We start from the raw sequence: 23,001 nt of genomic DNA on the forward strand, positions 1-23,001 counted from the left end.
CGGCTGGAATATCCATCCGGAGGTTCTGGCGCGGCGACCGCGTTCGGTCAGTCCTTTGCCGTCGCTGCTTCGCGTGCGAGCCGCTCGGCCCGCAGCCGTTCCTTGTTGGCGTAGAACTGCTTCTGCGCCTCCTCGTGGTCGCGCATGGCCTTTTCAGCCTCGATCCGGCGTGCCGCATCGCGCGCCTGACGCTGTTCGGGGGTCAAGGGTTTGCGTCGGAAGGAAAGATCTTCGGTCATGGCAAGACAACGCGGACGCAGCGAAAGAGTTCCCCGAACCGAACCGGAAGCCCTGCCGCAACCGAATAAAGAAACGAAATATCAGATAGTTAGAGGCGCCATCGAGAGCCGGCTCGACCTATTTCTTTGCGCGCGCCGGCTTAACGCCGACGAGCGGGCATTTCGGCGCGGCCCGCTGGAATTTTCGAAAGCAACCCCATGCACAGTAGCCAATGCGTTTGGGATCAACAGCTTGGGCGTCCCACCCCCGCAAGGCCCTTTGGCACGTCGGGCAAAACAGGGGTATGCTGCTATTATTCCGAAATACATCGGCGCATCGTCCCTTGCCCCGATGCGATCAGCGTCCTTTGGGAGTGGTCCCTGACTGCGCCTCGCCAAGGCCGGGATTGATGGCCAGCGACCCGCCCGCGGCGCCGCCGGCTTCATAGGCCGCCATCGACACCATCCGGCCGGTGCTGCGCTGGGTCCGGAGCTTGAGGTCGAGCTTGTCGAATTCGGCATCGACCACCGAGGTCTTGAGCACGACCAGCCCGCGACCGGTGCTTTCGTTGACCTGATCGCGACCGGCCTTGATCGCCTGTAGCCTGTCCGCGATTGACGCCACCATGCCGAGCGCGAAGGAGGCATTGGCCAGATGCCGCTCCTGGTGCCGGAACCTGCTGTAGTCGACCGAGGTCTTGAAGCGACCAAGCTCGGCGCGCACGGCGCCGTCGATCAATTCCGCCAGATAATGCGCGACCTCGACATCCGCGCCGAGACCAAAGAACACATAGCTGCTCTCGCCGGCCGCATTCTTCTCGCGCCAGACCCGACAATCGCAGAAATGAGCAAGCGCGCCGATGCAATCGTCCAGAGGAATTCGCTTCTTGCGATGGGTCTCAAAGACCCTCCGTTCGCACGGCGACGCCCGCAGGTCGACGTCGGAGAGCGACAAATCGTGGCGATCCAGCAGCTCGGCGACCTTGGCGGCGGCCGACAGCGCCTCTTCCTCGGTGCAGCCATTGGCGATCGTCTTGGCGCGCAACGCCTGGATACGAAGCTTGAGCTTGTCGAGCGCGGCCGGATTGGACGTCTGGTTCACCGATTACCTGCCCGGGAACGCCCGACCGATCGTATGGCGGAAGGGGTGTCTGTCAAACCGCGCCCATTGATGCCGCAATCGGCGCGATGTTATGCTCGTCGCAGAACCGGGGGTTTTCTCGATGCGCAAAATCGCCGTCGCTGTCATGTTTGCTCTGATCGCACCGACCGCATTGGCGCAGGACCATGTTCCAATGTATGGCGAACAGTCCCAGGACAAGACGGAGACGCAGAAGGCGGACGACATTCGGGCTGAGCGCGCCTATCAACGCTCCCTCGGCAACGTTCCTGACCAAAAGGCCGTAGATCCGTGGGGAACTGCCCGCGGCGACGAAGCGTCGAAGAAGCGGGCCGCACCGCCTAAATCAGTAGTGAAACATTCGTCCAAGGCCAAGAGCGGCAGCACCCCCAACTAACGAATTTTAAAGGAGGCCCGCCGGCGTGAACCGGCCGCCCAAAGTTCGGCCCTACACATTTCGGTCGAAACTGGCGGAAGGGGTGGGATTCGAACCCACGGTACCCTTGCAGGCACGCCGGTTTTCAAGACCGGTGCCTTAAACCACTCGGCCACCCTTCCAAGCCTTGAAATTGTTTAGCTTTTCGTCGCTTCGCAGAGAACGTTTCGTGGACTCTGCTACCGCTTTGCTACCCAACGTCGTCGGTTCGCTTGTTTATGGCGGCGCGCATGGCGACGTCAACCGCCGCGGCGGCCTCGCCCTGCATGTTCGGCATCAGATGACTGTAGATATCCATCGTGATCGCGATTGAGGAATGGCCCAGCCGCTCCTGCACGATCTTGGGATGGATGTTCGAGGCCAGCATGTGGCTGGCGTGGCTGTGCCGGAGGCCGTGGAGCGTGACCCGCCATTCTTTCAGGAACTCGGAAACGGAGTGTGTGAGGCTGCGAGGCTGGAGCGGCGAGCCGTCCGCCTGGGTGACCACATGCCGGTCATCGTCGCCGCGCACACCGAGGCGAAGCAGTTCCTCAGCCTGCATGACCCGCCAGCGCCGCAGCTCCTCGACAGCCATTGCCGGCATCGCGATCGTACGCGCGCGGCCGCTCTTAGCTTCCTTCTCGCGGATCGTGCCGGCGTCCGTCTGTTCGGTGCTCGCGACGACGGCCAGCTGACCGTTGTCCAGGTCCACCGAGCGCCAGCGCAGCGCCGTGATTTCGCCGCGACGAAGGCCGCAGAGGGTCGCAAGGATCAGGGGGATAAATAGGCGGCGCTCCCGCGCAGCATCGAAAGCGGCAGCAGTAGAATTCGCATCAATGGTCCTGACCGGCTTGCGCTCGATCTTGGGGCGATCCCGCTTCTCGAGCAGGGCAGCCGGGTTGCGGGGGATCAGGCGCCAGCGCTCGGCTTGCCCAAGGGCCGAAAACAAAACGCGGTGCATATGGTGCACGGTGCGCGGCGACAAACCGCCCTTCCCGTCCCGCCGGCCGTTCTCCAATGCCTTGCCATACGCCTCGCTGATATCAATCGGCTGGAGCTTTGAAAGGATCTTGGCGCCGAGCAGCGGCACAATGTTCTTGGTCGCGATTTGCTCGTAACGTTCATGGGTGCGCGGCGAGACGTTCGGCTTGATGTGCTTCAGCCAGCGATCAAAGAATTGAGCCAACGCAAGCTTTGACGGCTCGACATAGGCGCCATCGGACGTTTCGCTGATGAGACGCGCACACTCAAGCTGTGCCGCGCGCTTGGTGCCTGTGAAGCTGTGCCACTTCCGCTTGCGCTTGCCCGTGGCCGGATCACGCTGGTCCAGGATAATGGCCCAGTGGCCGGGTGATCGCTCTTTGATGCAGCCCTTCACTTCGTGCCCTCCCTTTTGAATTTTCCGACTAGCGCCTCGTAGAAGTCCGATGTCGCCATTTCCTCGCGCATAGCTTCCTTCACGATCTCCCGCATTTCCCTTTTGCGAAGCGCTTCCTCAAGAAGCGCCTCGATCTCGTCGGTCCTGGTCCGACCGTTCTTCTCCCGCTCGGCATCAATCCGCTTCAGGAGGCGAGCCCCCAGGCGGATACGCAGATGTTCTTGGACCTTCTCAGCCATCCCGGTGCTCCGTTGGTACAACATGGGATGACTTACCACGGCGGCGCGCACTTGGGAACAAAAAAGTACCGCATAGGTACAAAAAAGTTCTTGCAGGGTAGCAGCGAAGCAGCCAGCTTCCTGACGGTACGATTTTGTACCGCAAGGAGCTGAGCAATGACGGAGAAGGCGCTTACGATCAGCGTACCCGAAGCCGGGCAGCGCTACTTTGGGCTTTCCAGGAACGCCGCATACGCCGCGGCGGAGCGCGGAGATATCCCCACGATCAAGATCGGGCGGTTGCTGAAGGTGCCGGTCAAGGCGCTCGAGCAGATGCTAGACTGCCCCCGCAAGACGGAGGCCGCATAAGATCATGGCCTCGAAAAAGGAAAACCCCGCGCTGGCGGCACGGGGCAATCCGGTAACTGTTCAGGCGGACGGCTCGAACAACCCGGAATATGCCCTCGACACTCTTCGCGCGCAATACCTCGCTGAGATCTTTGCCCTCCCTGCCACTACGGCGCTCACCGTTGCCGAATTGGCTTTTGGGGAGGCACGGTAATGCACGTCAAAGCCCTAAAGCAGCAAATCGACTGCATCCGTGACCATGCTCTCGTGCACTATGCGCGAGGAGAGCAGGAAGAGCTTGCCCGGCAATTCCGGGAAGCCGCGCGCCTCATTGAATCAAGCAGGACGGCCGGGTTTGTGGCGTCCCTGTTGCCCTCGGATCCCAGGGGGGCTGCATGACCCGCTGCCTTCTCGGTATCGATCCCGGCGCTTCCGGAGCTATCGCATTCTATTTCCCCAGCCATCCCGAACGGGTCGCCGTGGAGGACATGCCGATCGCGGCCGGTGAAGTGGACGCGGTAAACCTCGCTCGACGCGTTGCCGCTATGGCGCCCGATCTCGTCTTCCTGGAGCGTGTCAATGCGATGCCAGGACAGGGCGTTTCATCCACGTTCAAGTTCGGCCGCGCTTATGGTGTGGTCCTAGGCGTGATTGGTGCAGCGGCGCTCCCTTTGCATCTCGTCACGCCAGCAAAATGGAAGGGGCATCTCCGCCTGTCTTCAGACAAGGAGGAGGCCCGCGCATTAGCTCTGAGGCTTTTTCCGGCGTGCGCCGACCACTTTAAGCGGAAAAAGGATCATGGGCGAGCCGAGGCGGCGCTGATCGCTCGGTATGGTGCCGAAACGATGCGCCTGATCGGAGGTGGTGCATGAGCCATCCCCTCATGGTCTCCGATCCCAACGTCCGCAAACAGCTCCAGCTTGCCGGCCTTCGCTTCATGTGTAGCCGCGCGCGGTGGCTTGAGAGTGAGGCCAAAATTCTGGGTGTTAACCTCAAGAATGGCAACCTCTCAAGTCGAGAGGTTGACGCTCGCCTTGAGGAAATGGGCGCGCTCGAGCTCGTCTATCCCGAGCTGATGAGGTGCGAATGAGAACCCCTGACGTAGTGCAGGCCCGTCCGAAGGGTTTCGGGTTCGAACTGTTTGGCAATATTCGTTGTCCGACAGAGGCGGCCAAGTCGCACATCATCAAGGGCATATTCGCCTATGACGAGACGTCGGCTTGGGTTGGTCCACCTGGAAGCCTGAAGTCCGCCTTGCTGGCTGACGCTGCGGTCGCCATCGCCAGCGGATCGGACTGGTTCGGGCACCGCAACAAGCATCAAACTGGGGTGATTTACTTCGCCCTGGAACGCGCCGACCTCGTCCGGAGACGATTGTTGGCGATCGCGAAGACCAAGGGCCTGGAGCGGCTACCCATCGCTGTTGTCCCGGCGGTGGTCGATCTGGTTCGGCCGGACTCGGTGCGGAAGGTTCTCGATACCATCGCTGACGTAGAGGCGGAATTCTACGGGCCCGAGTACGACAAAGCCACAGGCGCCGGCGTCGTCATCTTCGACACATGGGCGAAGCTCATAGCTGCCGGCGGCGGGGATGAGAACCAGGCTAAAGACCAGGGAGCCATCTTCGCGAACATCCAGCGCATCAAGAACGTCACGGGCGGCCCTCACGTCGCCCTAATAGGGCACACCGGCAAGGAAGCCGACCGAGGTCCCAGAGGCAGCAGCGCGATTGTCGGTGACGTTGACTTGCTTGTGACGATCAGCGGCGAGGAGATCAAAACCGCTACCATCAGCAAGGCCAACGACGCTCCAGAAGGCCCGCTGTTCTCCTTCAAGTCGAAAGTGCATGAGTTCGGCTTGGACGAGGACGGCGACGCCATCACCGTGAACATCGTGGAGCCAACCGAAGCTCCCGCCCCGGCTGCCCGGTCGGCCAAGCTCTCAGCCAATCAACAGACGTTCTTCCGCATCCTCCACGATGCTGGAGACGCCGGCCTGACGCTTGAGGAGTGGAACAACGAAGCAAAGGCAGTCGGCATCGGCGCCAACCGCAAAGCAACGCTGCATGATCTCCGCAAAGCCTTGGAAGACCGTTCTATGGTCCGAGAGTATGGCGGGCGGTGGAAGGTTAACCACGGGGGCTAGGTACGGTTACGGGTTACGGCTCTCTAGAGAGAGCCGAACCGTAACGTAACTCCGTAACCCGCCCGAACCGTAACCGTAACGTAACCCGAACCGTAACCGTAACCGAAGGATTAGAGACGTGAAAAGGACCCCAACAGCGGCCGGCGGAAGCGGCTCACCGGCTGCGGTTGTCGCCTTAAGGGGCGCTGGCAGGATCCAACGTCGAGTTTGGCGCGCGTTCATGGCTCTGCCCGAAACCGAGCTCACAACCACGGAATTGGCGGCCTGGTGCTATCCTCGATCGACCGGGAGGCCTGATCGGCATCAACGGCGAGCAATCGTCCGAGCAGCGTCACGAATGGCGCAGCGCGTCCGCCGAGATCGGCCTGGAGGCGTCGTTTTCAGGGCCTTTGGTAGCAATGCGGTAGCAACATCGCATTCCGACGAGAGAGAATTAGAGTCCGCTCAATAGCTTAGCGAGCGACAAGCACCGGTTTGGCAATTCGGTCAGCCAGTGAATTGAAACCCGCCAGCTTTCGAGCGCGATCGATCACAGGATATATCTTCGACAGGTTAAGCGGCCCAATCAACACCGCATCTCGCCCATGGATGTTCAGGCCGGTCTCATCAATCCAACCACCGCCATTGAAGTGCAAAGAGGGTGACGAATGTCCGCCTTCGTACCCGTGCTCGTTCACGTCTCGCACATGGGTCAAAGGATCTGTTCCGTTCATAAACAGTCTCCGTTGGATCCGATCCAACGGCAAAAAGTCCTTCTTCGTCTCGCACAGTCTGTTCGCTCGGCGCCCATTGAAAATGAACGATTGCACCAGAGCCATCCGTATTGTTGCAGTCCTCACACTGACGGAGCCGACCGCAGGAGTGCCCGCCAAATGGACTCTTTTATCGATCAGATCCAGGAGAGTTTCAAAACCAGCGCAAGCCGTTTCTAGATACCATGCGAAGGCAGTCGCTGGGTTGGTGTCTATGGGACCTGGAGGGGAGCCGGCTTCATCGTCCATCAAGTGGCCTCCATGACCCGATACATGGCGGGATGAGTGCGGTTCTTCACCTTCGCGGCGCATGGCGCAAAGATAGGTGCGCCTCAAAAGATTTCCACAGCTTTGCAAGGTGTTTGTGCCTCTTCGTAGTCTATCGTCCCATCTCATTCCAGTAAGTCTTTGATATATTTATCATTTTTACTTCTGAATTGCAGTCGTTGGGCGTATATTGACCGCACCACATCACTCACTGGTGCAAACCAAGATGCCCGATCAAACGTCCGACCATTTCACCGAGCGAGCCGTCTTCAAGTGCTCGCCCGAGCTGCTTGACGTAATCGACCGCTCGGCGGCAGCGAGCTTCACCACGCGATCGAACTTCCTCCGCGATACGGTCGTCGAGCGACTGCGCAGAGAGGGCGTGATCCCCTCCCCGCGTGCATCCGTGGCGGGGGCCGCCTGATGCGGTCGAACAGCAAGCCCCATGAAGACCTCGTTTATGAGATCAGCCACGGCTCTTCGCAGGAAGCTTTTGCCTCGCTGATAGCCGGTATTGCCGATCGCATCGAAGCCGCGCGTCTCAACCCCGTGAAGGTCTCGGACCTGGTCTCCGTCCTCCGGGAGGATACGACCAAGCTGTACAAAGCTGTGATGCGGAAAGGCTAACCCAAATGGCCCCTCCCGTTCTCAGGCTCAAGATTCTCCCCAAGCCGGTCATCAAGGGGAAGATGGATGTCCGCTTTCCTGGGTCGGTGACGGCAATTAGTCCGATCTTGATCGACAAGACCGGCGGCAACTTCATCTTCAGCGTCGATATCAATGCGCTCGCCGCGATGATGGCGACGATCTTCCAGCCCAACGAGCTATTCGAACAGCACATTACTAATCCTGGTCCTGCCACCATCGGAAGTGCCATCGGCATTGTTCGCGTCGATCAGACCGTTGGCGCTGCGATTACGCTCAATCTTCCTCCTGCCGCGAACAAGTCATGTCCAGTGCTCATAGCCGACTGGAAGGGCGACGCGGGCACGAACAACATCACCATTACCCCCAGCGGTACCGAGAAAATCCAGGGCCGCTCATCATGGAAGATCGCGGGCGACACAGGCAGCATCTTCCTTCGTCCGATCGCAGGAATTGGGTACGTAAGATGAAAAGTATCTCGAAGCTTTTCCTGGCCACCGCTTTTGCTGCATTTTTTATGGCTCCGGCTCAGGCGCAGAACGCAGGGACGGTTACCGCCAACGCGTTTGCTGTTGGTAGCGGCCCCGGCATTGATGGCTTTGTTTCGGTCCTTTGCACTTCGGCTCAAGTGCCGATCGGCCAGGCTGGCGTTCCACAGTGTAAGACGATAACCGGAGACGTTTCGATCACCGCGGCCGGAGCCACCTCGATCGGCATCGGGAGTGCGGTTCAGGCCTTTGATACTGACCTAGCTTGCATCGCTGCCCTGTCTTCTACAGGGCTCATCAAGCGCACGGGCTCGGGAACGTGCTCGGCCGGAACGGCTGCCCTGTCTGATCTTGCGACCGGCACGCCGGATACCGCTATCGGCTACTTCGGCAGCACGACAGCATCGGCAACCTCAGTCCCGAATTGCACCGGGGCGTTGACCTACTCGACATCAACGCACACGTTCGGTTGCAATTCGACGAGCGCCGGCAATGTGTCCAATGTTGGCACTCCGACAAATGGACAGATTGCTCAGTGGACCACTTCAACGACGATCCAGGGCGTCAGCCTCGCCTCGCTCCTGACTGCGATGGCGACGCAGAACACGAACGCGACAAATCCTAGCGGCACGACGAGCACCGCAGGCGTCATGATGGGGCTTGGCTCGACGTGCAAGATCACCCCGGCTGTCACAGGGCGGGTCAGCGACCTCGCTAGACTCAGGAAAGAGGCCGCGGCCGAGATCACCCGGCTGATCGCCTTCCTGGACGCCTCCGACCCCTACGTCATGACCGAGCTCGAGGACGAGTGCGAAGACGAAGGCGCGCAGTGCGAGGATGAGGGCGCCGAACATGACGGCCGCGAGCCTGACGTGGACGCCGAGCCGTCCCTAGGCAGCTGCGATCCGTCCATGTGGGGCGGCGATCAGACGCGCTGGGCATCCGGTGGCCGTAGGGACCTTGAGAGCGATCCCGCCGAGTCCGGCATTGGGGACCATGACGGTTTGCTGGAGCAGGTTGGAACGCAGGACTGGCAGCAAGGGGCAATGGCCTGATGCGCCTGATCCGCCTCTACATAGGCCGGCTCTGTTTCAAGCTGAGTATGTGTCTCGCCGTCGCCGGCAAGAAGGTCTCCGGCATCTGACAGCAAAAGGCCCGCCGGTACGCGCTGGCGGGCCTGTTCTGTTCTGCGTTATTTTAACGTGTATCCATATCCGGAACATCCCATCAGCGAAATTCGTCAACTTCCGAGGTGGTCAAGATTGACCATCTATCCGGTGCTGGACGTGCCAAAATTCGACCATCACCGCGCGGCCCCTGGCTTTCATCGGTGATGAGAACGCCACTAGCGCTCCCGCCTCCTCTAGAAAGGAGCAGCGCAATGCAGCGACGCCGCCCCAAGCAAACAATGTCCCTTGAAGAGCGCCTTGCCGAACAAGCCCAGCGTCTCCGTGAGGAAGCCAAAACGCTTCCACCCGGTATCGAACGTGAACGCGCAATCCGCAAAGCCCGGCAAGCCGAAACCGGCTCGCGCATCAGCGAGTGGCTGCGGTCGCCCGGGTTGCGAGCGCCAGAGTAGCCGCCCCAGTTGGCCAGCACACAAAGGAACAATCGGCCTTGGCGGCGCGTTTGCTAGCGCCCCCAGCCGAAAGGTAGCCCCCCCACTGCTGGAGGAAAACCCGCAAGGCGGGTTGGCGGCCCCGTATTGGGGCCGTTTACAATTCCCGCTTCAGCTTGCGTCGTCCCCAATGCGGTTCTTTGCCCTTGGGATTGAGCTCCGGGACGTAATGTCTGTTCAGCGCCCGCATGACCCCGATACGGGCGAACATCGTCGGGCCGCCTCGCTCGACCACCAGGAGCAAGGCTTCCATCGCCGCTCGCCACTCTGGCGCGTCGTGCTCCTTCTTCGGCAGCCCAGCGATGTACTCGCCGGCCTCGCGCAGCGTGGCCAGGCTGCGACCGTTGACCTCGATTGGCTCCTCGAAAGGCCGCCCCCAGCCTTTGATCATTGCGTGTTTCGGTACCCCATGATTGCAAACCGCGGGTTGCCTCCCTCGAAGTCCGGCCGAACGTCGGCACCGCGAGATCCGCAGCCCTGGCAGACAAATCGCGGCTCAAGATCGGATAGCCTTACATTGTCAGGCCAACGGTCGGCATCCAAGGCAACGTGATGGCCGCAATGACAATAGACCAACACGCCGCGCACGCCCATCTGCCGCATTTCGCCAAAGGTGATCTTGACGGGGCGACCGTCAACGTGCGCACGCGTGTGGCGTCGGACAGGACGAGGCATGCCGCCATCGAAACGCGGCGCAGGCCAGAGTCAAATTGTCGATTGCTAGTATCGCGGAACGAGCGCGAGCTACTGCCGGTCGTGGCTGTGCAAGACTCAGGGCGGGCTATCCTCGATGCTCGAGGGGCCCATACGATTTACCCTGACCGTCAATGCGATCAGACCGGCGATCGCGATCACCACCACCAGGCAAAGCGCCCCGCCCGCTAACCAGAAACACAACATTTGCCCGCCCCTTTTGTGAGTTGGGGCTGACGGATCTGCTACCCGTTTTGCTACCCAACTGGTAGGGACGACGCGGGATTGACGGAGACGAGAGCGCCGCACAATTGAGGGAAACCCTGCAATTTACGGAGCCAACGGCACACCCCGGCATGGGCCGGGATGGCCGTTCCAGAATTTCAAACCGGTGCCTTAAACCACTCGGCCACCCTTCCAAACCCGGAATGGCTGTCGCTTAACGTAGTCGACGGCGCAAGGCAACGCGAAGTTGGCCCCTCGTCCCCCTCGACCGCCCTGATCTGTCAGGCGAGCGTCAGCCTGTTCCCTTAGCCTGGGTTTCTCAGCAATCCCGGACACTGGCGACATCTCCCAGGGCGTCGCTGGTTGCGAGGCCCGGTTTGGAGTCGCCTCCGTTTCCGGGCCTCGTTTGCTGCCCCCAAAGCAAAAACGGCGCCCCGTGAGGAGCGCCGCATGGAATTGTTCGTTGCTGGCTTGGCTCAGTAGCCGCAGGACGCGCAGCCCATCTGCACCGGGGCGTAATAGGAATAGCCGGGCGAGACCATCTCGACGCGCTGGCGCGTTGCGTATTGCGGCGGGATGCGCTCGTACTGGACGCCGGGCGGGGCGACCATCACAGTCTGCGGCACCATCACGGTGCGGTACTGCGCGGGCGTGCGGTGCGCAACGGTTGCGCCGGGCGACACCATCACGGTCTCGTCGACGGTGCGGTATTGCGGCGCGACGTATTGCTGCTGGTAGCAGGTCTGGCACGGCGGCGGCGCGTAGCAATTATAGCAGCCCGCGGAGGCTGCGCCCGTCATGGAAAGCGCGGCGACGGCTGTTGAGAAAACGACAGCAAGAGTACGAGACATTGTGGTGGTGCCCCAGTTGCCCGAAATGGATTTGCGAAGGTCGTAGCAGTATACGCGGCAAAAATCCTGAGCTGCCGAACTTCGTTGAGGCATCCTTAATGCGAACGGCCGGCTCTCCCCGGCCATTCAGGACTTGTTGACCATGCGCGACCGCGGCACCCGCGATCGCGCGCGCGCAAGCCGCGCTCAGTTCGAGCGGCGCTTCACTTCGCGCACCGCGCCGCGCGCGGCGCTGGTGGTGAGCGCAGCGTAAGCCTGGAGCGCGGTGGAAACGTTGCGCTTGCGGCCCGTCGCCTGCCAGGCGGCGTCCCCCTTCGCCTCTTCCGACGCGCGGCGCTTGGCGAGCTCCTCGTCGGAAACCTCCAGCGTGATGCTGCGGTTCGGAATGTCGATCGCGATAAGGTCGCCGGTCCGCACCAGGCCGATGTTGCCGCCCTCGGCGGCTTCCGGCGACAGATGTCCGATCGACAGGCCGGACGAGCCGCCCGAGAAGCGTCCGTCGGTGACGAGCGCGCAGGCTTTGCCGAGGCCCATCGATTTCAGATAGCTGGTCGGATACAGCATTTCCTGCATGCCGGGGCCGCCGCGCGGGCCTTCGTAGATGATGACCACGACCTCACCGGCGACGACCTTGCCGCCCAAAATGCCTTCGACGGCCGCGTCCTGGCTCTCGAACACGCGCGCGGGGCCGGAGAATTTCAGGATCGAGGCGTCGACGCCGGCAGTCTTCACGATGCAGCCGTCCTGTGCGAGGTTGCCGTAGAGCACGGCGAGACCGCCATCCTTGCTGAAGGCGTGTTCGAGATCGCGCACGACGCCCTTCTCGCGATCGGCATCGAGCTCGTCGTAGCGACGCTCCTGGCTGAATGCGACTTGCGTCGGGATGCCGCCGGGCGAGGCACGATAGAAGGTGCGCACCGCCTCGCTCTTGGAGCGCTTGATGTCCCAACGCTCCAGCGCGTCAGCCATGGTCGGCGCATGCACGGTCGAGACCGACGTATCGATCAGGCCGGCGCGATCGAGCTCGCCGAGAATGCCCATGATGCCGCCGGCGCGGTGCACGTCCTCGACATGGACGTCGGCAACCGACGGCGCGACCTTGCAGAGCACGGGAACACGGCGCGACAGCCGGTCGATATCCTTCATGGTGAACGCGACCTGCCCTTCGTGAGCCGCCGCAAGCAGATGCAGCACGGTGTTGGTCGAGCCGCCCATCGCGATGTCGAGCGTCATCGCGTTCTCGAACGCCTTGAAGTTCGCGACGTTGCGCGGCAGCACCGAGGCATCGTCCTGCTCGTAATAGCGGCGGACGAGATCGACGATGGTATGGCCGGCCTCGACGAACAGCCGCTTGCGGTCGGCATGGGTCGCGACCACCGAGCCGTTGCCGGGCAGCGCGAGGCCGAGCGCTTCGGTCAGGCAGTTCATCGAATTCGCGGTGAACATGCCCGAGCAGGAGCCGCAGGTCGGGCACGCCGAGCGCTCGATCACCTTGACGTCTTCGTCGCTGACCTTGGAGTCCGCCGCGGCAACCATGGCGTCGATGAGGTCGACGGCCTTGGTCTTGCCCTGGAGCTTGACCTTGCCGGCCTCCATCGGCCCGCCCGAGACGAACACGGCCGGGATGTTGAGCCGCAGCGCCGCCATCAGCATGCCGGGCGTGATCTTGTCGCAATTGGAGATGCAGACGAGGCCGTCGGCGCAATGGGCGTTGGCCATGTATTCGACGCTGTCGGCGATCAGCTCGCGCGACGGCAGGCTGTAGAGCATGCCGTCATGGCCCATGGCGATACCGTCATCGACCGCGATGGTGTTGAATTCCTTGGCGACGCCGCCGGCCTGCTCGATCTCGCGGGCGACGAGCTGGCCGAGGTCCTTGAGATGGACATGGCCAGGCACGAACTGGGTGAAGGAGTTGACGACCGCGATGATCGGCTTGCCGAAGTCCGCATCCTTCATGCCGGTCGCGCGCCAGAGGCCGCGGGCACCCGCCATGTTGCGGCCGTGGGTGGTGGTGCGGGAGCGATAGGCTGGCATGGCGGTTTCCGTCCTCGGTTTGGCTGGCCGGCGGGAAAATGGAAGCCGCCTCAGGCCTTTCCGGCCGGATAGCGCACGGGGTCGGCTGGCGCAACGGGAACTTGGGCCGGACAGGGCCGGATCGGTCTTTCGCAGGCCTCCCCTGCTCCCGGCGCGGCCTATTGGAAGGACGCGCCGGCGCCGGGCAGACGCTGTAGCTAGCGCTTCGGCTTGGGCAGCACAATTCTCCCCTGTGAGGCAACGTCGCCCCACTTGGCGGACCACCCGACTTCCGAGGCCGAGGATGGCTCGATGCCCGCCTGACCTCGGGCCCCCTGCAGTGCAAACAGGGCGCCCTGGGGATCGACACATCGTGCGATCCAGCAGCCATCGGGCAATTCGATCGGACCTTGGAGGATCCGGCCTCCACCGGCATTCACCTGCTTAGTCGCAGCGCCGATGTCGTCGACATTGAAGTAATGCAGCCAGCATGGCTGCGCTACGCTCGGAAGTTTCGTCAGCATGCCGCCGACCGTTTGTCCGTCCGCCGAAAACAATTGATACCAGTCCGCTGGATCGGCTTGAGCGTCGGCCTTCTGCCAACCAAATAATGCTCTGTAGAAATCGAAGATCACGGTCCGGTCGCCGGCCAATAGCTCGTGCCAACCGACGCGCCCCGGCTCGTCCAGCCCGCCCGGCTTCGATCGGCCATGTGTCGGTTCCTCGATCAGACCGAACGTCGCCTTCTGCGGATCGGCAACGACTGCTATTCGGCCAATGTTGGTGTCGGTCGGCGGCACAAAGATCGTGCCTCCGAGACGCCTGATCTGTGCGGCGGTCCCGTCCAGGTCATCGACGGCGACGTAACCCATCCATCTCGGCGTTGCCCCCAATCTCCGCCCCTCGTCCGGGATATCCAAAAGTCCGCCGACCGGAACGCTGCCGCTGCGAACCACCGTGTAAGCCAGCTTCGGAGTCGACTCATCCTTCAAACCCCAGCCGACCGCCTTGCGATAAAATGCGCCTGCTGCCGCGACATCCGTGGTCAGGAGTTCGTACCAAGCGAAACGTCCGAGTTGATCTGCCACGCCGATCTCTCCGTTCAAGCCTGGATGCGATTGCGGCACCGCACCAAGCTGCACTCCGTGCGCGCCCGCCATGTACGTGGATCGGTGATGCCCTGTGTCAACGGGTCGGGCCAATGCTGTTCATGAAGATGAATACACTCTGAACGTGCGGCGCCACGCTTTTGGGCGCGCAATTGTTGCCTGCCCTATTTTCCGGGCGTAGAGTTAGCGCGGCTGGGATGCTTCTTGCAATGCACGGAGGTTCGACCATGCGGCAGGCGAAGCGATCTTCTAAAACGAAGAAGCGAGTAACCAAAGTCGCCGTGCCTGCGTTCGGGGCGGCAGGCCTGACTTTTTCGCTAGCGGGAGGCGCATCGGCATCGGCCGTGCCGGCACCCGACGTACAGCATATGCCGAACCTTGTACCGGGTCAGGCAATCACGCTCGATGAAGAGGAAATGGCCGACGTCAGCCTCGCCACCTTCCATCTCTTCGACAAGGAAAACGTCGGTAGCCGCGTGCAGTTGGCATGGCGCGGATGCGGTGGTTGCCGCGGCTGCAGAGGCTGTCGAGGTTGCCGCGGTTGCCGATGTGGCGTCGGTTGCCGGTGTGCTGGATGTGCTGTTGGTGTTGTAGGGTGCGCCGTATCATGCGCGGGTTGCTGCGCATCGTGGGGGCGCTGCCGCTGGTGCTAGGCCTCGGCGCGTTCCGGAACGCCTGTCCACAAGCCGACATATCTCATTGGCCGGCCCCTTTGTCACGGCCGGCCAAATGCTTGGTTTCTCTACGGCGCTTGCATCGATGGCTTGCCGGTGACGGGCGAATTTGTTTCAACTCTCTGGGAAAATACCAGCGCGCGGGCACGACGATCCATCTTGCGCCGGCGATCTGACGTAACGGCAACCGGATCGGCGTGCTGACGCAATGAATGCCAATAGCAAGACCCGCGTCCCGCGGCAGACCCGCAAAGACCTCCTCCGATTTGCACCGAACTTCACCGCCTACTTACTGCCTCCCGATGCGGTTTGCCTCTATTCCGAGGATCGCAAGTTCTTCCTGCACGGCGAACTCTACTGCGCCTTGGCCACCGCGATCGGAGAACATGGCAACGCCAGGCCGGCGATCATTCGCCAGCTTTCGAAGCGCTTCCCGGCCGACAAGATCGAGGAGGCGATCAAGCGGCTCCTCGATCGCCGATATGTCGTTGCGCGGGTATCGCCAGCATTCGACGAAGCCGTCGGCGGTTTTTGGGCAAGCCTCGGCCTGTCTCCGGAAGTCGCGGAGCAAAATCTTCGCAGTTGCTCCGTGCAGATCGAGTCGATTGACGTCAAAGGCGCCAAGGAGCTGACCGCGGCCTTGAGTAGGCTCGGCGTTCAAATCGCCAAGCGCTCGCCAAAGCTCACGATCACGCTGGTGAACGATTATCTTGACCGCCGGCTCGCCGAACTGAACCAGGAACGCGTAGCCGGCAAGACGCATTGGCTGTTGGTGCAGCCGTCCGGCGCGTTTCCGCTGGTCGGGCCCATGTTCAAACCGGGCGAAAGCTCGTGCTGGACTTGCCTGTTCGATCGCATGATCCGCAACAGGGAGATCAAGGGGTTTCTTGACCGGGGACCGGCGCGTGCGGTCGCCATATCGCCGCTCGTCAACCATCCCGTCGGACGGACCGCAATCCATTTCGCAGCCGTCGAGATCGCCAAGGCAATCGCCTCGGGCTTTCGCACTGATCTGCGCGATCACATCGCAAGCTTCGACCTGGCCGGCGCCGTCATCGCAAAGCACTATGTCGCGCGACGCCCGCAATGCCCAACCTGCGGCAGCAAGAAGCTGCACAACCCGCGCCGATCCCCGGCCCTGGTCGAGATCGCCGAAGGCAAGAAGCTCGTCATGACCAGCGGTGGATATCGCACCATGACGTCGCGGGCCACGGTGTCGCGCTTCCGCAAGCATGTGAGCCCGCTGACCGGCGTGGTCACGCGGCTTGAGCGGATCGAGGCCGATCTGCCGATGAACACCAATTACTTCGCCCAGCATAATTTCTCCGCGCCGGCCCACAGCATCGACCAGCTCAGGTCCGGATTGAGCGGGGGCAGCTTTGGCAAGGGCTCGACTGCCGAGCAGGGCGAGGCCAGCGCGCTGATGGAATCGATCGAACGCTATTCGGGCATTTTCCAAGGCGATGAGATCAGGACGACGCGCCGCTTTGTCGATTTCGCGCCCGGCGACGCGCTTCTTCCCAACGACGTCCAGCTCTTCAGCGAAACACAGTTCAAGAACAGGTTTCTCCAGCAGCCGGACGATCCCCATCCGGTTCCCGAGCCGTTCGATCCCTCGACGAGGACCGAGTGGTCGCCGGTCTCATCGTTGCGCGACAAACGCTTCAAATATCTGCCGACCGGCCTGCTGTACTTCTTCTATGGCGGCTTTCATACGGATTCCAACGGCTGCGCGGCCGGTAATACCCGCGACGAAGCCATCGTTCAGGGCTTCCTGGAACTGATCGAGCGCGATGCCTACGCGATCTGGTGGTATAATCAGGTGCAGCGCGCCGCGGTCGATCTCGAGCAATTCGACGATTTCTATGTCCGGGATCTCCAGGCTCAATTTGCGGATGCCGGGCGCAAGCTGTGGGTGCTCGATGTCACCACCGACCTCGGCATTCCGACTTACGTGGCTATCATGCACTGGATGCAGAATGGACACGAAAATATCGAGTTCGGTTCCGGCGCGCATTTCGACCGCCACATAGCCCTGCTGCGCTCCCTCACCGAACTGACCCAATTTATGTCCGTCGGCATGATGGGCGGCGCAAGCGGCGAGAAGCCGACCCTTGACGGTGTCACGCCGCTGCGCCTGGAAAACTACCCGTTCCTGACACCGAGCGACCGCCCGATCGTCCCCCCGGCGCCGAGCCTCAAGCTCCACGACAATACGCGTGACCAGGTCATTGCCTGCGTCGAGATCGCCGCCCGTGCAGGCTACGATTTCCTCGTCCTCGACCAGACACGTCCCGACGTCGAGGTTCCGGTCGTCAGAGTGCTCGTTCCCGGCTTGCGTCATTTCTATCGCCGCTTCGCACCGGGCCGCCTTTACGATGTGCCGGTGAAGCTCGGATTGTTGGACCGGCCGCGACTGGAAAGCGATCTGACTTCGTTCCTCCCACACACCTGAAGGGTTGCCCTTTCGTGCGCGCTCCCCGGAAAAAGCCGACCAGGAAGATCGCGCCAGACATTGCTGCCCGATTGAGCCATCGCTTCTCCCTCCAGATGCAGCCGGACGGAAACCTCGTCGCCTTTCTGGGCGACTATTCCGTCAACCTCGGACAATTCAGTAAGGCCGCGATAGACCGCGCGCGACATCTGAGCACCGGCCTTCCGCTCGCGTCCTTTGCAGGCAAGAGCGCCGTCGCGAGAGACGTCGACGCCCTGGTACACCGCTTGGCCCGGCAGGGGCTTCTGGAATACCGCCTCGCCTCCTCGTGCGACGAGCGGGACCTCGTGGTCATCGAGCCTCAAGTCCCCGAATACTGGCCGCGACGCGCGAAGCTGGGCAACCGTGATACCATTGTGTTGTCACGCTTTGCCTATCTGCGCCGGCGCGGCAATGAGATGGTTCTGGAATCGCCACGCGCCGGCGCGCTGTTCCGGATTGGCGATCCCGCCGTCGCCGCCACCCTTGCTGCGCTGTCGCAGCCTCAGAAGATCGGCAAGCTCAACCGGAAGGCAGCCACTTTCAATCTCTGTCTGCTCGAACTGTTGGTGGAAAGCCGGATCCTGCTCAAGCTCGATGCGAAAGACGGACAAGGCCTGCGAGTGAATGAAGGCGACGGCAATCTCGTTCTCTGGGATTTCCATGACCTGGTGTTTCACACGCGGAGCACGGAGGGGCGGCAAGCCAATCCGGTCGGCGCCGCTTTCACCTATGCGAGCATCGTTCCGCCGCTGCCTGCGGTGCGCCCGCCCTGGCCCGGCAGCAAGATCGACCTACGCAAATTCTCCTCCCCGGAGCCGATCTCTCTCTTCCCGAAGCTGTTGCGCGAACGCCATTCAACACGAGATTTCGACGACAAGAATCCTGTCACGCTCGGCGAACTCGCACAGTTTCTCGACACCACCGCGCGCGTCGTGTCCGAATGGAAGAGCGGCCCGTATTTTGACGGCGGTCCCGACGTCACCTACAGCACGAGGCCATATCCGTCGGCGGGCAGCGCCTACGAGCTGGAATTGTACCTGACGGTCTCGAACTGCGAAGGACTTGCGCGCGGACTCTACCACTACGATGCAGGGAGCCACGCGCTGGTGGCGATCAGCGCCTCCACCCAACAACTCCAGGCGCACGCGGTGGCAGCCCAGTTCGCCATGGACGCGCCGGGTCAGCCACAAATCCTGATCACGATCGCGGCGCGCTTTGGGCGGGTCTCCTGGAAATACAGCTCAATCGCATATTCGTTGATCCTGAAGGATGTCGGCAGCCTGATCCAGACGTTTTACCTGGCCGCGACCGATATGGACCTCGGCGGCTGCGCCATCGGGAGCACCAACATCGACCTGTTCGCGACAATGACGGAGCTGGAATTCCATATAGAAGGCCCGGTCGGTCAATTCGCGCTCGGGCGCGGCAGGAAGCTCGATATCCCGAGCTAGAAGCTCGGGTAGTTCGGCGCTCGCCTCTCGCCAGTCGCGCTATTGCAGAGTGGGATCGAGCCGGTCGCGCAGCCAGTCGCCGATCACGGAGACCGCCAGCGTGGTGACGACGATGGTGGTCGCCGGCGCCAGCATGATCCAGGGCGCCCGGGTAAGGTATTCGCGGCCGTAGCCGACCATGTTGCCGAGGCTGGTCATCGGCGGCTGCACGCCGAGGCCGAGGAAGGACAGGCCCGACTCCATCAGGATCACCTCGGGGAAGACCAGCGTCGTCGACACGATCAGGGTCGAGGCGATGTTGGGCAGGATGTGCCGGAGGTAAATCCGCGACGGCGTCGCGCCGAGCTGACGGACCGCGGCGGCATAGCCTTGGGCGTTGGCGGAGATGGCCAGTCCCCGCGCGATGCGGGCGTAGCGCTCCCAGCCGAACAGGCCCATCAGGCCGATCAGCAGCGGCAGCGAATTGCCGAAGAAGGCGAGCACGGCCAGCGCCATGATCAGGAAGGGCATGCTGGCCTGGAAATCGGTCAGCATCAGCACGAGCTGCTCGACGGTCCCGCGGAAATGCGCGGCGAAAAAGCCGAGCGTGGTGCCGACAATCGCCGAGATCGCGGTGGCGCCGAAGGCGATCAGGAGCGAGATGCGGATCGAGACGAGGAGGCGCGACAGCACGTCGCGGCCAAGCTCGTCGGTGCCGAGCCAGTGCGCGACATTGCCGGGCGACGCCAGACGATTGCGCAGGTCGAGCTGGGTGTAGCCATAGGGCGCGATCTTCTCGGCGAAGGCCGCAATCACCAGCATCGCGACGATCCAGGTGACCGCAAGCGCGACAGACACCGGGATCGCCGGCAGGCTGATGCGGCGGCGGACGCTAGAGCCCTTTCCGTTCCGATGAAATCGGAACGGGGCTCTAGATTCCAGTTTTGACGCGTTTTCTCTACGCGAACCGGTGTCCACTTCGCTTGAAAACGCTTCGGTGTCCTTCAGCGTCGCGTCGGTCATGCATGCGCTCCCTTGGCGCGCAGCCGCGGATCGAGGAAGCCGTAGAGGAAGTCGACGACCAGGTTCGACGTGACCATGGTCAACGCAACCAGCAGCAGGATGCATTGCACGACCGCGAGGTCGCGGTTGGCGACGGCGACGACAAGCAGGCGCCCTACCCCCGGCCACGAAAACACGCTCTCGACCACGACGGCGCCCGCGATCAGCGTTCCCACCATGAAGCCGAGAATGGTGACGGTCGGGATCGCCGCATTTGGCAGCGCATGCGAGGTCACCACCCTGCGCCACGGCACACCCTTGGCGGAAGCCGTACGGATATAGGGCTGGCCCAGCACCTCCAGCATCGCGCTGCGGGTGAAGCGCGCCAGCACCGCTGCGCCGCCAAGGCTCAGCGTCGCGATCGGCAGGATCGCGTGACGCCAGCTGTCCTGCCCGCCCGACGGCAGCCAGCCCAGCTGCACGGCGAAGACGAGCACGAGCAGCAGCGCAAGGACAAAACTCGGCACGGTGAACCCGGCGACCGCCGTCATCATCACGGCACGGTCGATCGCAGAGCCGCGATGCAGCGCGGCGTAGATGCCGGCGGGAACGCCGAGCGCGACCTTGAAGAAGAACGCCGGCAGCGTCAGCGCCAATGTTGCGGGGATCCGCTCAAGGACGAGTTGGATCGCGGGACGGCCGTCGCGCATGGAGCGGCCGAGCTCGCCTCGCGCGATGGCGCTGAAGTAATCGAGATACTGGAACCAGATGGGATCATCCAGCCCCCACGCCTTGCGGAATGCAGCGATCACCTCCGGCGGCGCTTCCGGTCCCAAAATCATCAGGGCCGGATCGCCTGACAGCCGCAGCACGACGAAGGCGAAGGTGACGACGAGCACGATCGTCAGCGCCGCGCGTCCGATGCGAATGGCGAAATAGCGTCCCATCACGCGGCGTCCCGCGTTTGGGCGCCCGTGACGAGGTGGCAGGCGACCTGCCTGTCACCGCCGACGGCCGAGAGCGCCGGCACCTCGCTCGCGCAGCGCGCGATCGCGCGCGGGCAACGCGGATGGAAGGCGCAGCCTCGGGGGCGCGCGGCCGGGTTCGGCGGATCGCCCGCCAGTACGATGCGGCCCGCGCTGCGGCGGCCCGGCGCCGGCGAGGCCGAGACGAGTGCCTGCGTATAGGGATGCTCCGGCCGCGCAAAGAGATCGTCGGCGCTGCCGATCTCGACGATGCGGCCGAGATACATCACGGCGACGATATTGCTGATCTGGCGGACGACGCGCAGGTCGTGGCTGATGAAGAGCAGCGTGAGACCAAGCTGTCCCTGAAGATCGGCGAGCAAATTCACCACCTGCGCCTGGATCGAGACATCGAGCGCGCTGACCGGCTCGTCGCAGACGAGGAAATCAGGTTTTGTCGCCAACGCCCGCGCCAGCACGATGCGCTGGCGTTGTCCGCCCGAGAGTGCGCCGGGATAGCGCGCGCCATGCGCAGGCGTCAGTTCGACCGCCTGCAGCAATTCGCGCACCCGCTCATCGCGTTCGCCCGGCGTACCGAGGCCATGAATGTCCAAGGGCTCGCGGATCTGTGTCGCGACCGGCAAGCGCCGGTCCAGCGCTCCCAATGGATCCTGGAAGATCATCTGCATGCGCGCCCGCTGCGCGCGCCACGCCTGCGTGCCAGGCGCTGCCATGGGCTTGCCGTCAAACCGCACCTCGCCGCGATCGGGCGGCTCGAGGCCGAGCACGATGCGACCCGTGGTGGATTTACCCGAGCCGGACTCGCCGACGAGGCCCAGCGTTTCGCCCTTGGGGATGGCCAGCGAGACGCCATCGACCGCATGGACGGCCGTGCTCCGGCCGAACATCCCGGAACGCATGCTGTAGCTGCGCGAGATCGCGGACACTTCGACGAGCGGCGCGCTCATTCGGCGGCGATCCCAAGCAGTGCGCGGCGCGAGGCCTCGGCCCGGATGCACGCGACCGCGCGGTCGTTCGTGATCGGTGCCAGGCTCGGCGCGGCGAGGCCGCACGGCCCGGCCGCCAACGCGCAACGCGGCGCGAACGCACAGCCATCAGGCATACTCGCGGGATCGGGCACCGTGCCGGGAATGGCGGTGAGGCGCCGGCGCGGACCGTCGAGCGGCGGCAGCGCGCCGATCAGGCCTTGTGCGTAGGGATGCACGGGATCGGCGAAGAGCTGGTTGGCCGGCGCCTCCTCGATGATGCGGCCGGCATACATCACGGCGACGCGGTCGCAATTCTCGGCGACGACGCCGAGGTCGTGGCTAATCAGGACCATCGCCATGCTCATCTCGCGGCGGATCGACGAGAGCAGCTCCAGGATCTGGGCTTGAATGGTGGCGTCGAGCGCGGTGGTCGGCTCGTCCGCAATCAGCAGGTCGGGATTTCCGGCGAGCGCCATCGCGATCATGATGCGCTGCACCTGACCGCCGGAGAATTCATGCGGATAGGCGGACAGCCGCCGGCCTGCGTCGGGAATGCCGACGAGATCGAGCAGCCGTCGCGCTTCGGCTTTCACCGCTTCTCCAGAGAGATCGCGATGCAGCGCCAGGGCCTCGCAGAGCTGCTTGCGGATGGTCAGCACCGGGTTGAGCGCGCTCGCCGGATCCTGGAAGATCATGGCGACCCGCCCGCCCCGGACCCGATCGAGTTCAACCGCGGGCGCGCCCAGGAGCTCGTGCCCGTCGAGCCGCACCGAGCCCAGGACCCGCGCATGCCGCGGCAGCAGGCCCAGCGCGGCAAGCCACGTCACCGACTTGCCGGAGCCGGATTCCCCGACGAGGCCGAGGGCCTCGCCCTTGCGCAGGGTGAGATCGACGCCACGCAGCACCGGCACGCCGTTGAAGGCGACGCTCAGGCCTTCAATGCTGACCAGCGGCGACAC

Annotated in this window: 27 protein-coding genes and 1 tRNA gene; 13 read left to right on the plus strand and 15 right to left on the minus strand. The window is 63.0% G+C overall.

All coding sequences use genetic code 11. The features are described from left to right. Nucleotides 1-47: 47 nt before the first annotated feature. Together BJA_RS22620 and BJA_RS22625 are read right to left on the minus strand one after the other, a co-directional pair. The gene (locus BJA_RS22620; RefSeq protein ID WP_028174031.1) at nucleotides 48-239 is read right to left on the minus strand and encodes a hypothetical protein; all 192 of its coding nucleotides are present in this window, start codon (nucleotides 237-239) and stop codon (nucleotides 48-50) included. A 337-nt stretch (nucleotides 240-576) separates the two neighbouring features. Beyond that, on the minus strand, nucleotides 577-1,320 hold the full coding sequence (locus BJA_RS22625; RefSeq protein ID WP_011087296.1) for a DUF7168 domain-containing protein: 744 nt from the start codon (nucleotides 1,318-1,320) through the stop codon (nucleotides 577-579). A gap of 121 nt (nucleotides 1,321-1,441) precedes the next feature. Here BJA_RS22625 and BJA_RS22630 point away from each other — a divergent pair, with 121 nt between their 5' ends. Continuing rightward, a complete protein-coding gene (locus tag BJA_RS22630; protein WP_063921621.1) occupies nucleotides 1,442-1,735 on the plus strand; it encodes a hypothetical protein in 294 nt (97 codons plus the stop codon). Between the two features lie 71 nt (nucleotides 1,736-1,806). Here the strand turns inward: BJA_RS22630 and BJA_RS22635 are convergent. From BJA_RS22635 to BJA_RS22645, 3 genes are all read right to left on the minus strand, one after another. Further along, nucleotides 1,807-1,896 (minus strand) — tRNA-Ser (locus BJA_RS22635). Between the two features lie 68 nt (nucleotides 1,897-1,964). Continuing rightward, a complete protein-coding gene (locus BJA_RS22640; protein WP_011087297.1) occupies nucleotides 1,965-3,131 on the minus strand; it encodes a tyrosine-type recombinase/integrase in 1,167 nt (388 codons plus the stop codon). Beyond that, a complete protein-coding gene (locus tag BJA_RS22645; RefSeq protein WP_162494097.1) occupies nucleotides 3,128-3,370 on the minus strand; it encodes a hypothetical protein in 243 nt (80 codons plus the stop codon). Before BJA_RS22645 ends, BJA_RS22640 begins: the two co-directional genes overlap by 4 nt. Nucleotides 3,371-3,526: 156 nt before the next feature. Here BJA_RS22645 and BJA_RS22650 point away from each other — a divergent pair, with 156 nt between their 5' ends. The 5 genes from BJA_RS22650 (at nucleotide 3,527) to BJA_RS22670 (ending at nucleotide 5,842) form a co-directional block, all read left to right on the plus strand. Beyond that, nucleotides 3,527-3,718, plus strand: coding sequence for a helix-turn-helix domain-containing protein (locus BJA_RS22650; RefSeq protein WP_038967912.1), 192 nt, complete (start codon nucleotides 3,527-3,529; stop codon nucleotides 3,716-3,718). A gap of 4 nt (nucleotides 3,719-3,722) precedes the next feature. Next, a complete protein-coding gene (locus tag BJA_RS22655) occupies nucleotides 3,723-3,911 on the plus strand; it encodes a hypothetical protein (RefSeq protein ID WP_038967911.1) in 189 nt (62 codons plus the stop codon). A gap of 181 nt (nucleotides 3,912-4,092) precedes the next feature. After that, nucleotides 4,093-4,569, plus strand: a complete 477-nt coding sequence (locus tag BJA_RS22660; protein ID WP_011087299.1) for a hypothetical protein — start codon at nucleotides 4,093-4,095, stop codon at nucleotides 4,567-4,569. Then, complete coding sequence (locus BJA_RS22665; RefSeq protein WP_011087300.1) at nucleotides 4,566-4,787, plus strand: hypothetical protein; 222 nt, start codon at nucleotides 4,566-4,568, stop codon at nucleotides 4,785-4,787. Before BJA_RS22660 ends, BJA_RS22665 begins: the two co-directional genes overlap by 4 nt. After that, nucleotides 4,784-5,842: a helicase RepA family protein gene (locus tag BJA_RS22670; RefSeq protein ID WP_162494098.1), complete on the plus strand. Its 1,059-nt coding sequence runs from the start codon at nucleotides 4,784-4,786 to the stop codon at nucleotides 5,840-5,842. The genes BJA_RS22665 and BJA_RS22670 overlap by 4 nt, the downstream gene beginning before the upstream one ends. Nucleotides 5,843-6,294: 452 nt before the next feature. On the opposite strand, the gene BJA_RS22675 is transcribed toward BJA_RS22670, so the two are convergent. Beyond that, entirely contained in the window at nucleotides 6,295-6,843 is a 549-nt protein-coding gene (locus BJA_RS22675) for a hypothetical protein (protein ID WP_162494099.1), read from the minus strand. A gap of 244 nt (nucleotides 6,844-7,087) precedes the next feature. Between BJA_RS22675 and BJA_RS22680 the strand changes: the two genes are divergently transcribed. From BJA_RS22680 to BJA_RS43145, 5 genes are all read left to right on the plus strand, one after another. Next, on the plus strand, nucleotides 7,088-7,285 hold the full coding sequence (locus BJA_RS22680) for a hypothetical protein (RefSeq protein ID WP_038967909.1): 198 nt from the start codon (nucleotides 7,088-7,090) through the stop codon (nucleotides 7,283-7,285). After that, nucleotides 7,285-7,488 carry a hypothetical protein gene (locus BJA_RS22685; RefSeq protein WP_038967908.1) on the plus strand — a complete coding sequence of 68 codons (204 nt, stop codon included), beginning with the start codon at nucleotides 7,285-7,287 and terminating at the stop codon, nucleotides 7,486-7,488. Before BJA_RS22680 ends, BJA_RS22685 begins: the two co-directional genes overlap by 1 nt. A gap of 5 nt (nucleotides 7,489-7,493) precedes the next feature. Next, nucleotides 7,494-7,976 carry a hypothetical protein gene (locus BJA_RS22690; RefSeq protein ID WP_011087303.1) on the plus strand — a complete coding sequence of 161 codons (483 nt, stop codon included), beginning with the start codon at nucleotides 7,494-7,496 and terminating at the stop codon, nucleotides 7,974-7,976. Then, on the plus strand, nucleotides 7,973-9,049 hold the full coding sequence (locus BJA_RS22695) for a hypothetical protein (protein WP_063921463.1): 1,077 nt from the start codon (nucleotides 7,973-7,975) through the stop codon (nucleotides 9,047-9,049). The genes BJA_RS22690 and BJA_RS22695 overlap by 4 nt, the downstream gene beginning before the upstream one ends. A gap of 326 nt (nucleotides 9,050-9,375) precedes the next feature. Further along, the gene (locus tag BJA_RS43145; protein WP_082901036.1) at nucleotides 9,376-9,573 is read left to right on the plus strand and encodes a hypothetical protein; all 198 of its coding nucleotides are present in this window, start codon (nucleotides 9,376-9,378) and stop codon (nucleotides 9,571-9,573) included. Between the two features lie 136 nt (nucleotides 9,574-9,709). Here the strand turns inward: BJA_RS43145 and BJA_RS22700 are convergent, their stop codons facing one another. The 5 genes from BJA_RS22700 to BJA_RS22715 form a co-directional block, all read right to left on the minus strand. Beyond that, nucleotides 9,710-10,003, minus strand: coding sequence for a hypothetical protein (locus tag BJA_RS22700; protein ID WP_011087305.1), 294 nt, complete (start codon nucleotides 10,001-10,003; stop codon nucleotides 9,710-9,712). After that, nucleotides 10,000-10,287: a hypothetical protein gene (locus BJA_RS43150; RefSeq protein WP_082901037.1), complete on the minus strand. Its 288-nt coding sequence runs from the start codon at nucleotides 10,285-10,287 to the stop codon at nucleotides 10,000-10,002. Before BJA_RS43150 ends, BJA_RS22700 begins: the two co-directional genes overlap by 4 nt. 719 nt (nucleotides 10,288-11,006) lie before the next feature. Next, a complete protein-coding gene (locus BJA_RS22705) occupies nucleotides 11,007-11,330 on the minus strand; it encodes a hypothetical protein (RefSeq protein WP_038967435.1) in 324 nt (107 codons plus the stop codon). A 237-nt stretch (nucleotides 11,331-11,567) separates the two neighbouring features. Further along, entirely contained in the window at nucleotides 11,568-13,418 is a 1,851-nt protein-coding gene (gene ilvD / locus BJA_RS22710) for a dihydroxy-acid dehydratase (RefSeq protein WP_011087307.1), read from the minus strand. A 197-nt stretch (nucleotides 13,419-13,615) separates the two neighbouring features. Beyond that, nucleotides 13,616-14,485, minus strand: a complete 870-nt coding sequence (locus tag BJA_RS22715) for a VOC family protein (protein ID WP_231166481.1) — start codon at nucleotides 14,483-14,485, stop codon at nucleotides 13,616-13,618. 903 nt (nucleotides 14,486-15,388) lie between these two features. On the opposite strand from BJA_RS22715, the gene BJA_RS22720 reads away from it, so the two are divergent. Further along, nucleotides 15,389-17,635, plus strand: a complete 2,247-nt coding sequence (locus tag BJA_RS22720) for a TOMM precursor leader peptide-binding protein (RefSeq protein WP_011087309.1) — start codon at nucleotides 15,389-15,391, stop codon at nucleotides 17,633-17,635. A 95-nt stretch (nucleotides 17,636-17,730) separates the two neighbouring features. Beyond that, nucleotides 17,731-19,107 (plus strand): SagB/ThcOx family dehydrogenase, encoded by a 1,377-nt coding sequence (locus BJA_RS22725; RefSeq protein WP_038967434.1) that lies wholly within the window; start codon nucleotides 17,731-17,733, stop codon nucleotides 19,105-19,107. A 39-nt stretch (nucleotides 19,108-19,146) separates the two neighbouring features. Here BJA_RS22725 and BJA_RS22730 read toward each other — a convergent pair whose 3' ends face one another. Genes BJA_RS22730 through BJA_RS22745 form a run of 4 tightly spaced genes read right to left on the minus strand, consistent with a single transcriptional unit; the run spans nucleotide 19,147 to nucleotide 23,001 of the window. Next, nucleotides 19,147-20,109, minus strand: a complete 963-nt coding sequence (locus BJA_RS22730; RefSeq protein ID WP_011087311.1) for an ABC transporter permease — start codon at nucleotides 20,107-20,109, stop codon at nucleotides 19,147-19,149. Next, a complete protein-coding gene (locus tag BJA_RS22735) occupies nucleotides 20,106-21,035 on the minus strand; it encodes an ABC transporter permease (protein WP_038967433.1) in 930 nt (309 codons plus the stop codon). The genes BJA_RS22730 and BJA_RS22735 overlap by 4 nt, the downstream gene beginning before the upstream one ends. Next, nucleotides 21,035-22,021: an ABC transporter ATP-binding protein gene (locus BJA_RS22740; protein ID WP_011087313.1), complete on the minus strand. Its 987-nt coding sequence runs from the start codon at nucleotides 22,019-22,021 to the stop codon at nucleotides 21,035-21,037. Before BJA_RS22740 ends, BJA_RS22735 begins: the two co-directional genes overlap by 1 nt. Continuing rightward, nucleotides 22,018-23,001: an ABC transporter ATP-binding protein gene (locus tag BJA_RS22745; protein ID WP_011087314.1), complete on the minus strand. Its 984-nt coding sequence runs from the start codon at nucleotides 22,999-23,001 to the stop codon at nucleotides 22,018-22,020. Before BJA_RS22745 ends, BJA_RS22740 begins: the two co-directional genes overlap by 4 nt.

The sequence above is a fragment of the Bradyrhizobium diazoefficiens USDA 110 genome (assembly GCF_000011365.1).
In the GTDB taxonomy this organism is placed as follows: Bacteria; Pseudomonadota; Alphaproteobacteria; order Rhizobiales; family Xanthobacteraceae; genus Bradyrhizobium; species Bradyrhizobium diazoefficiens.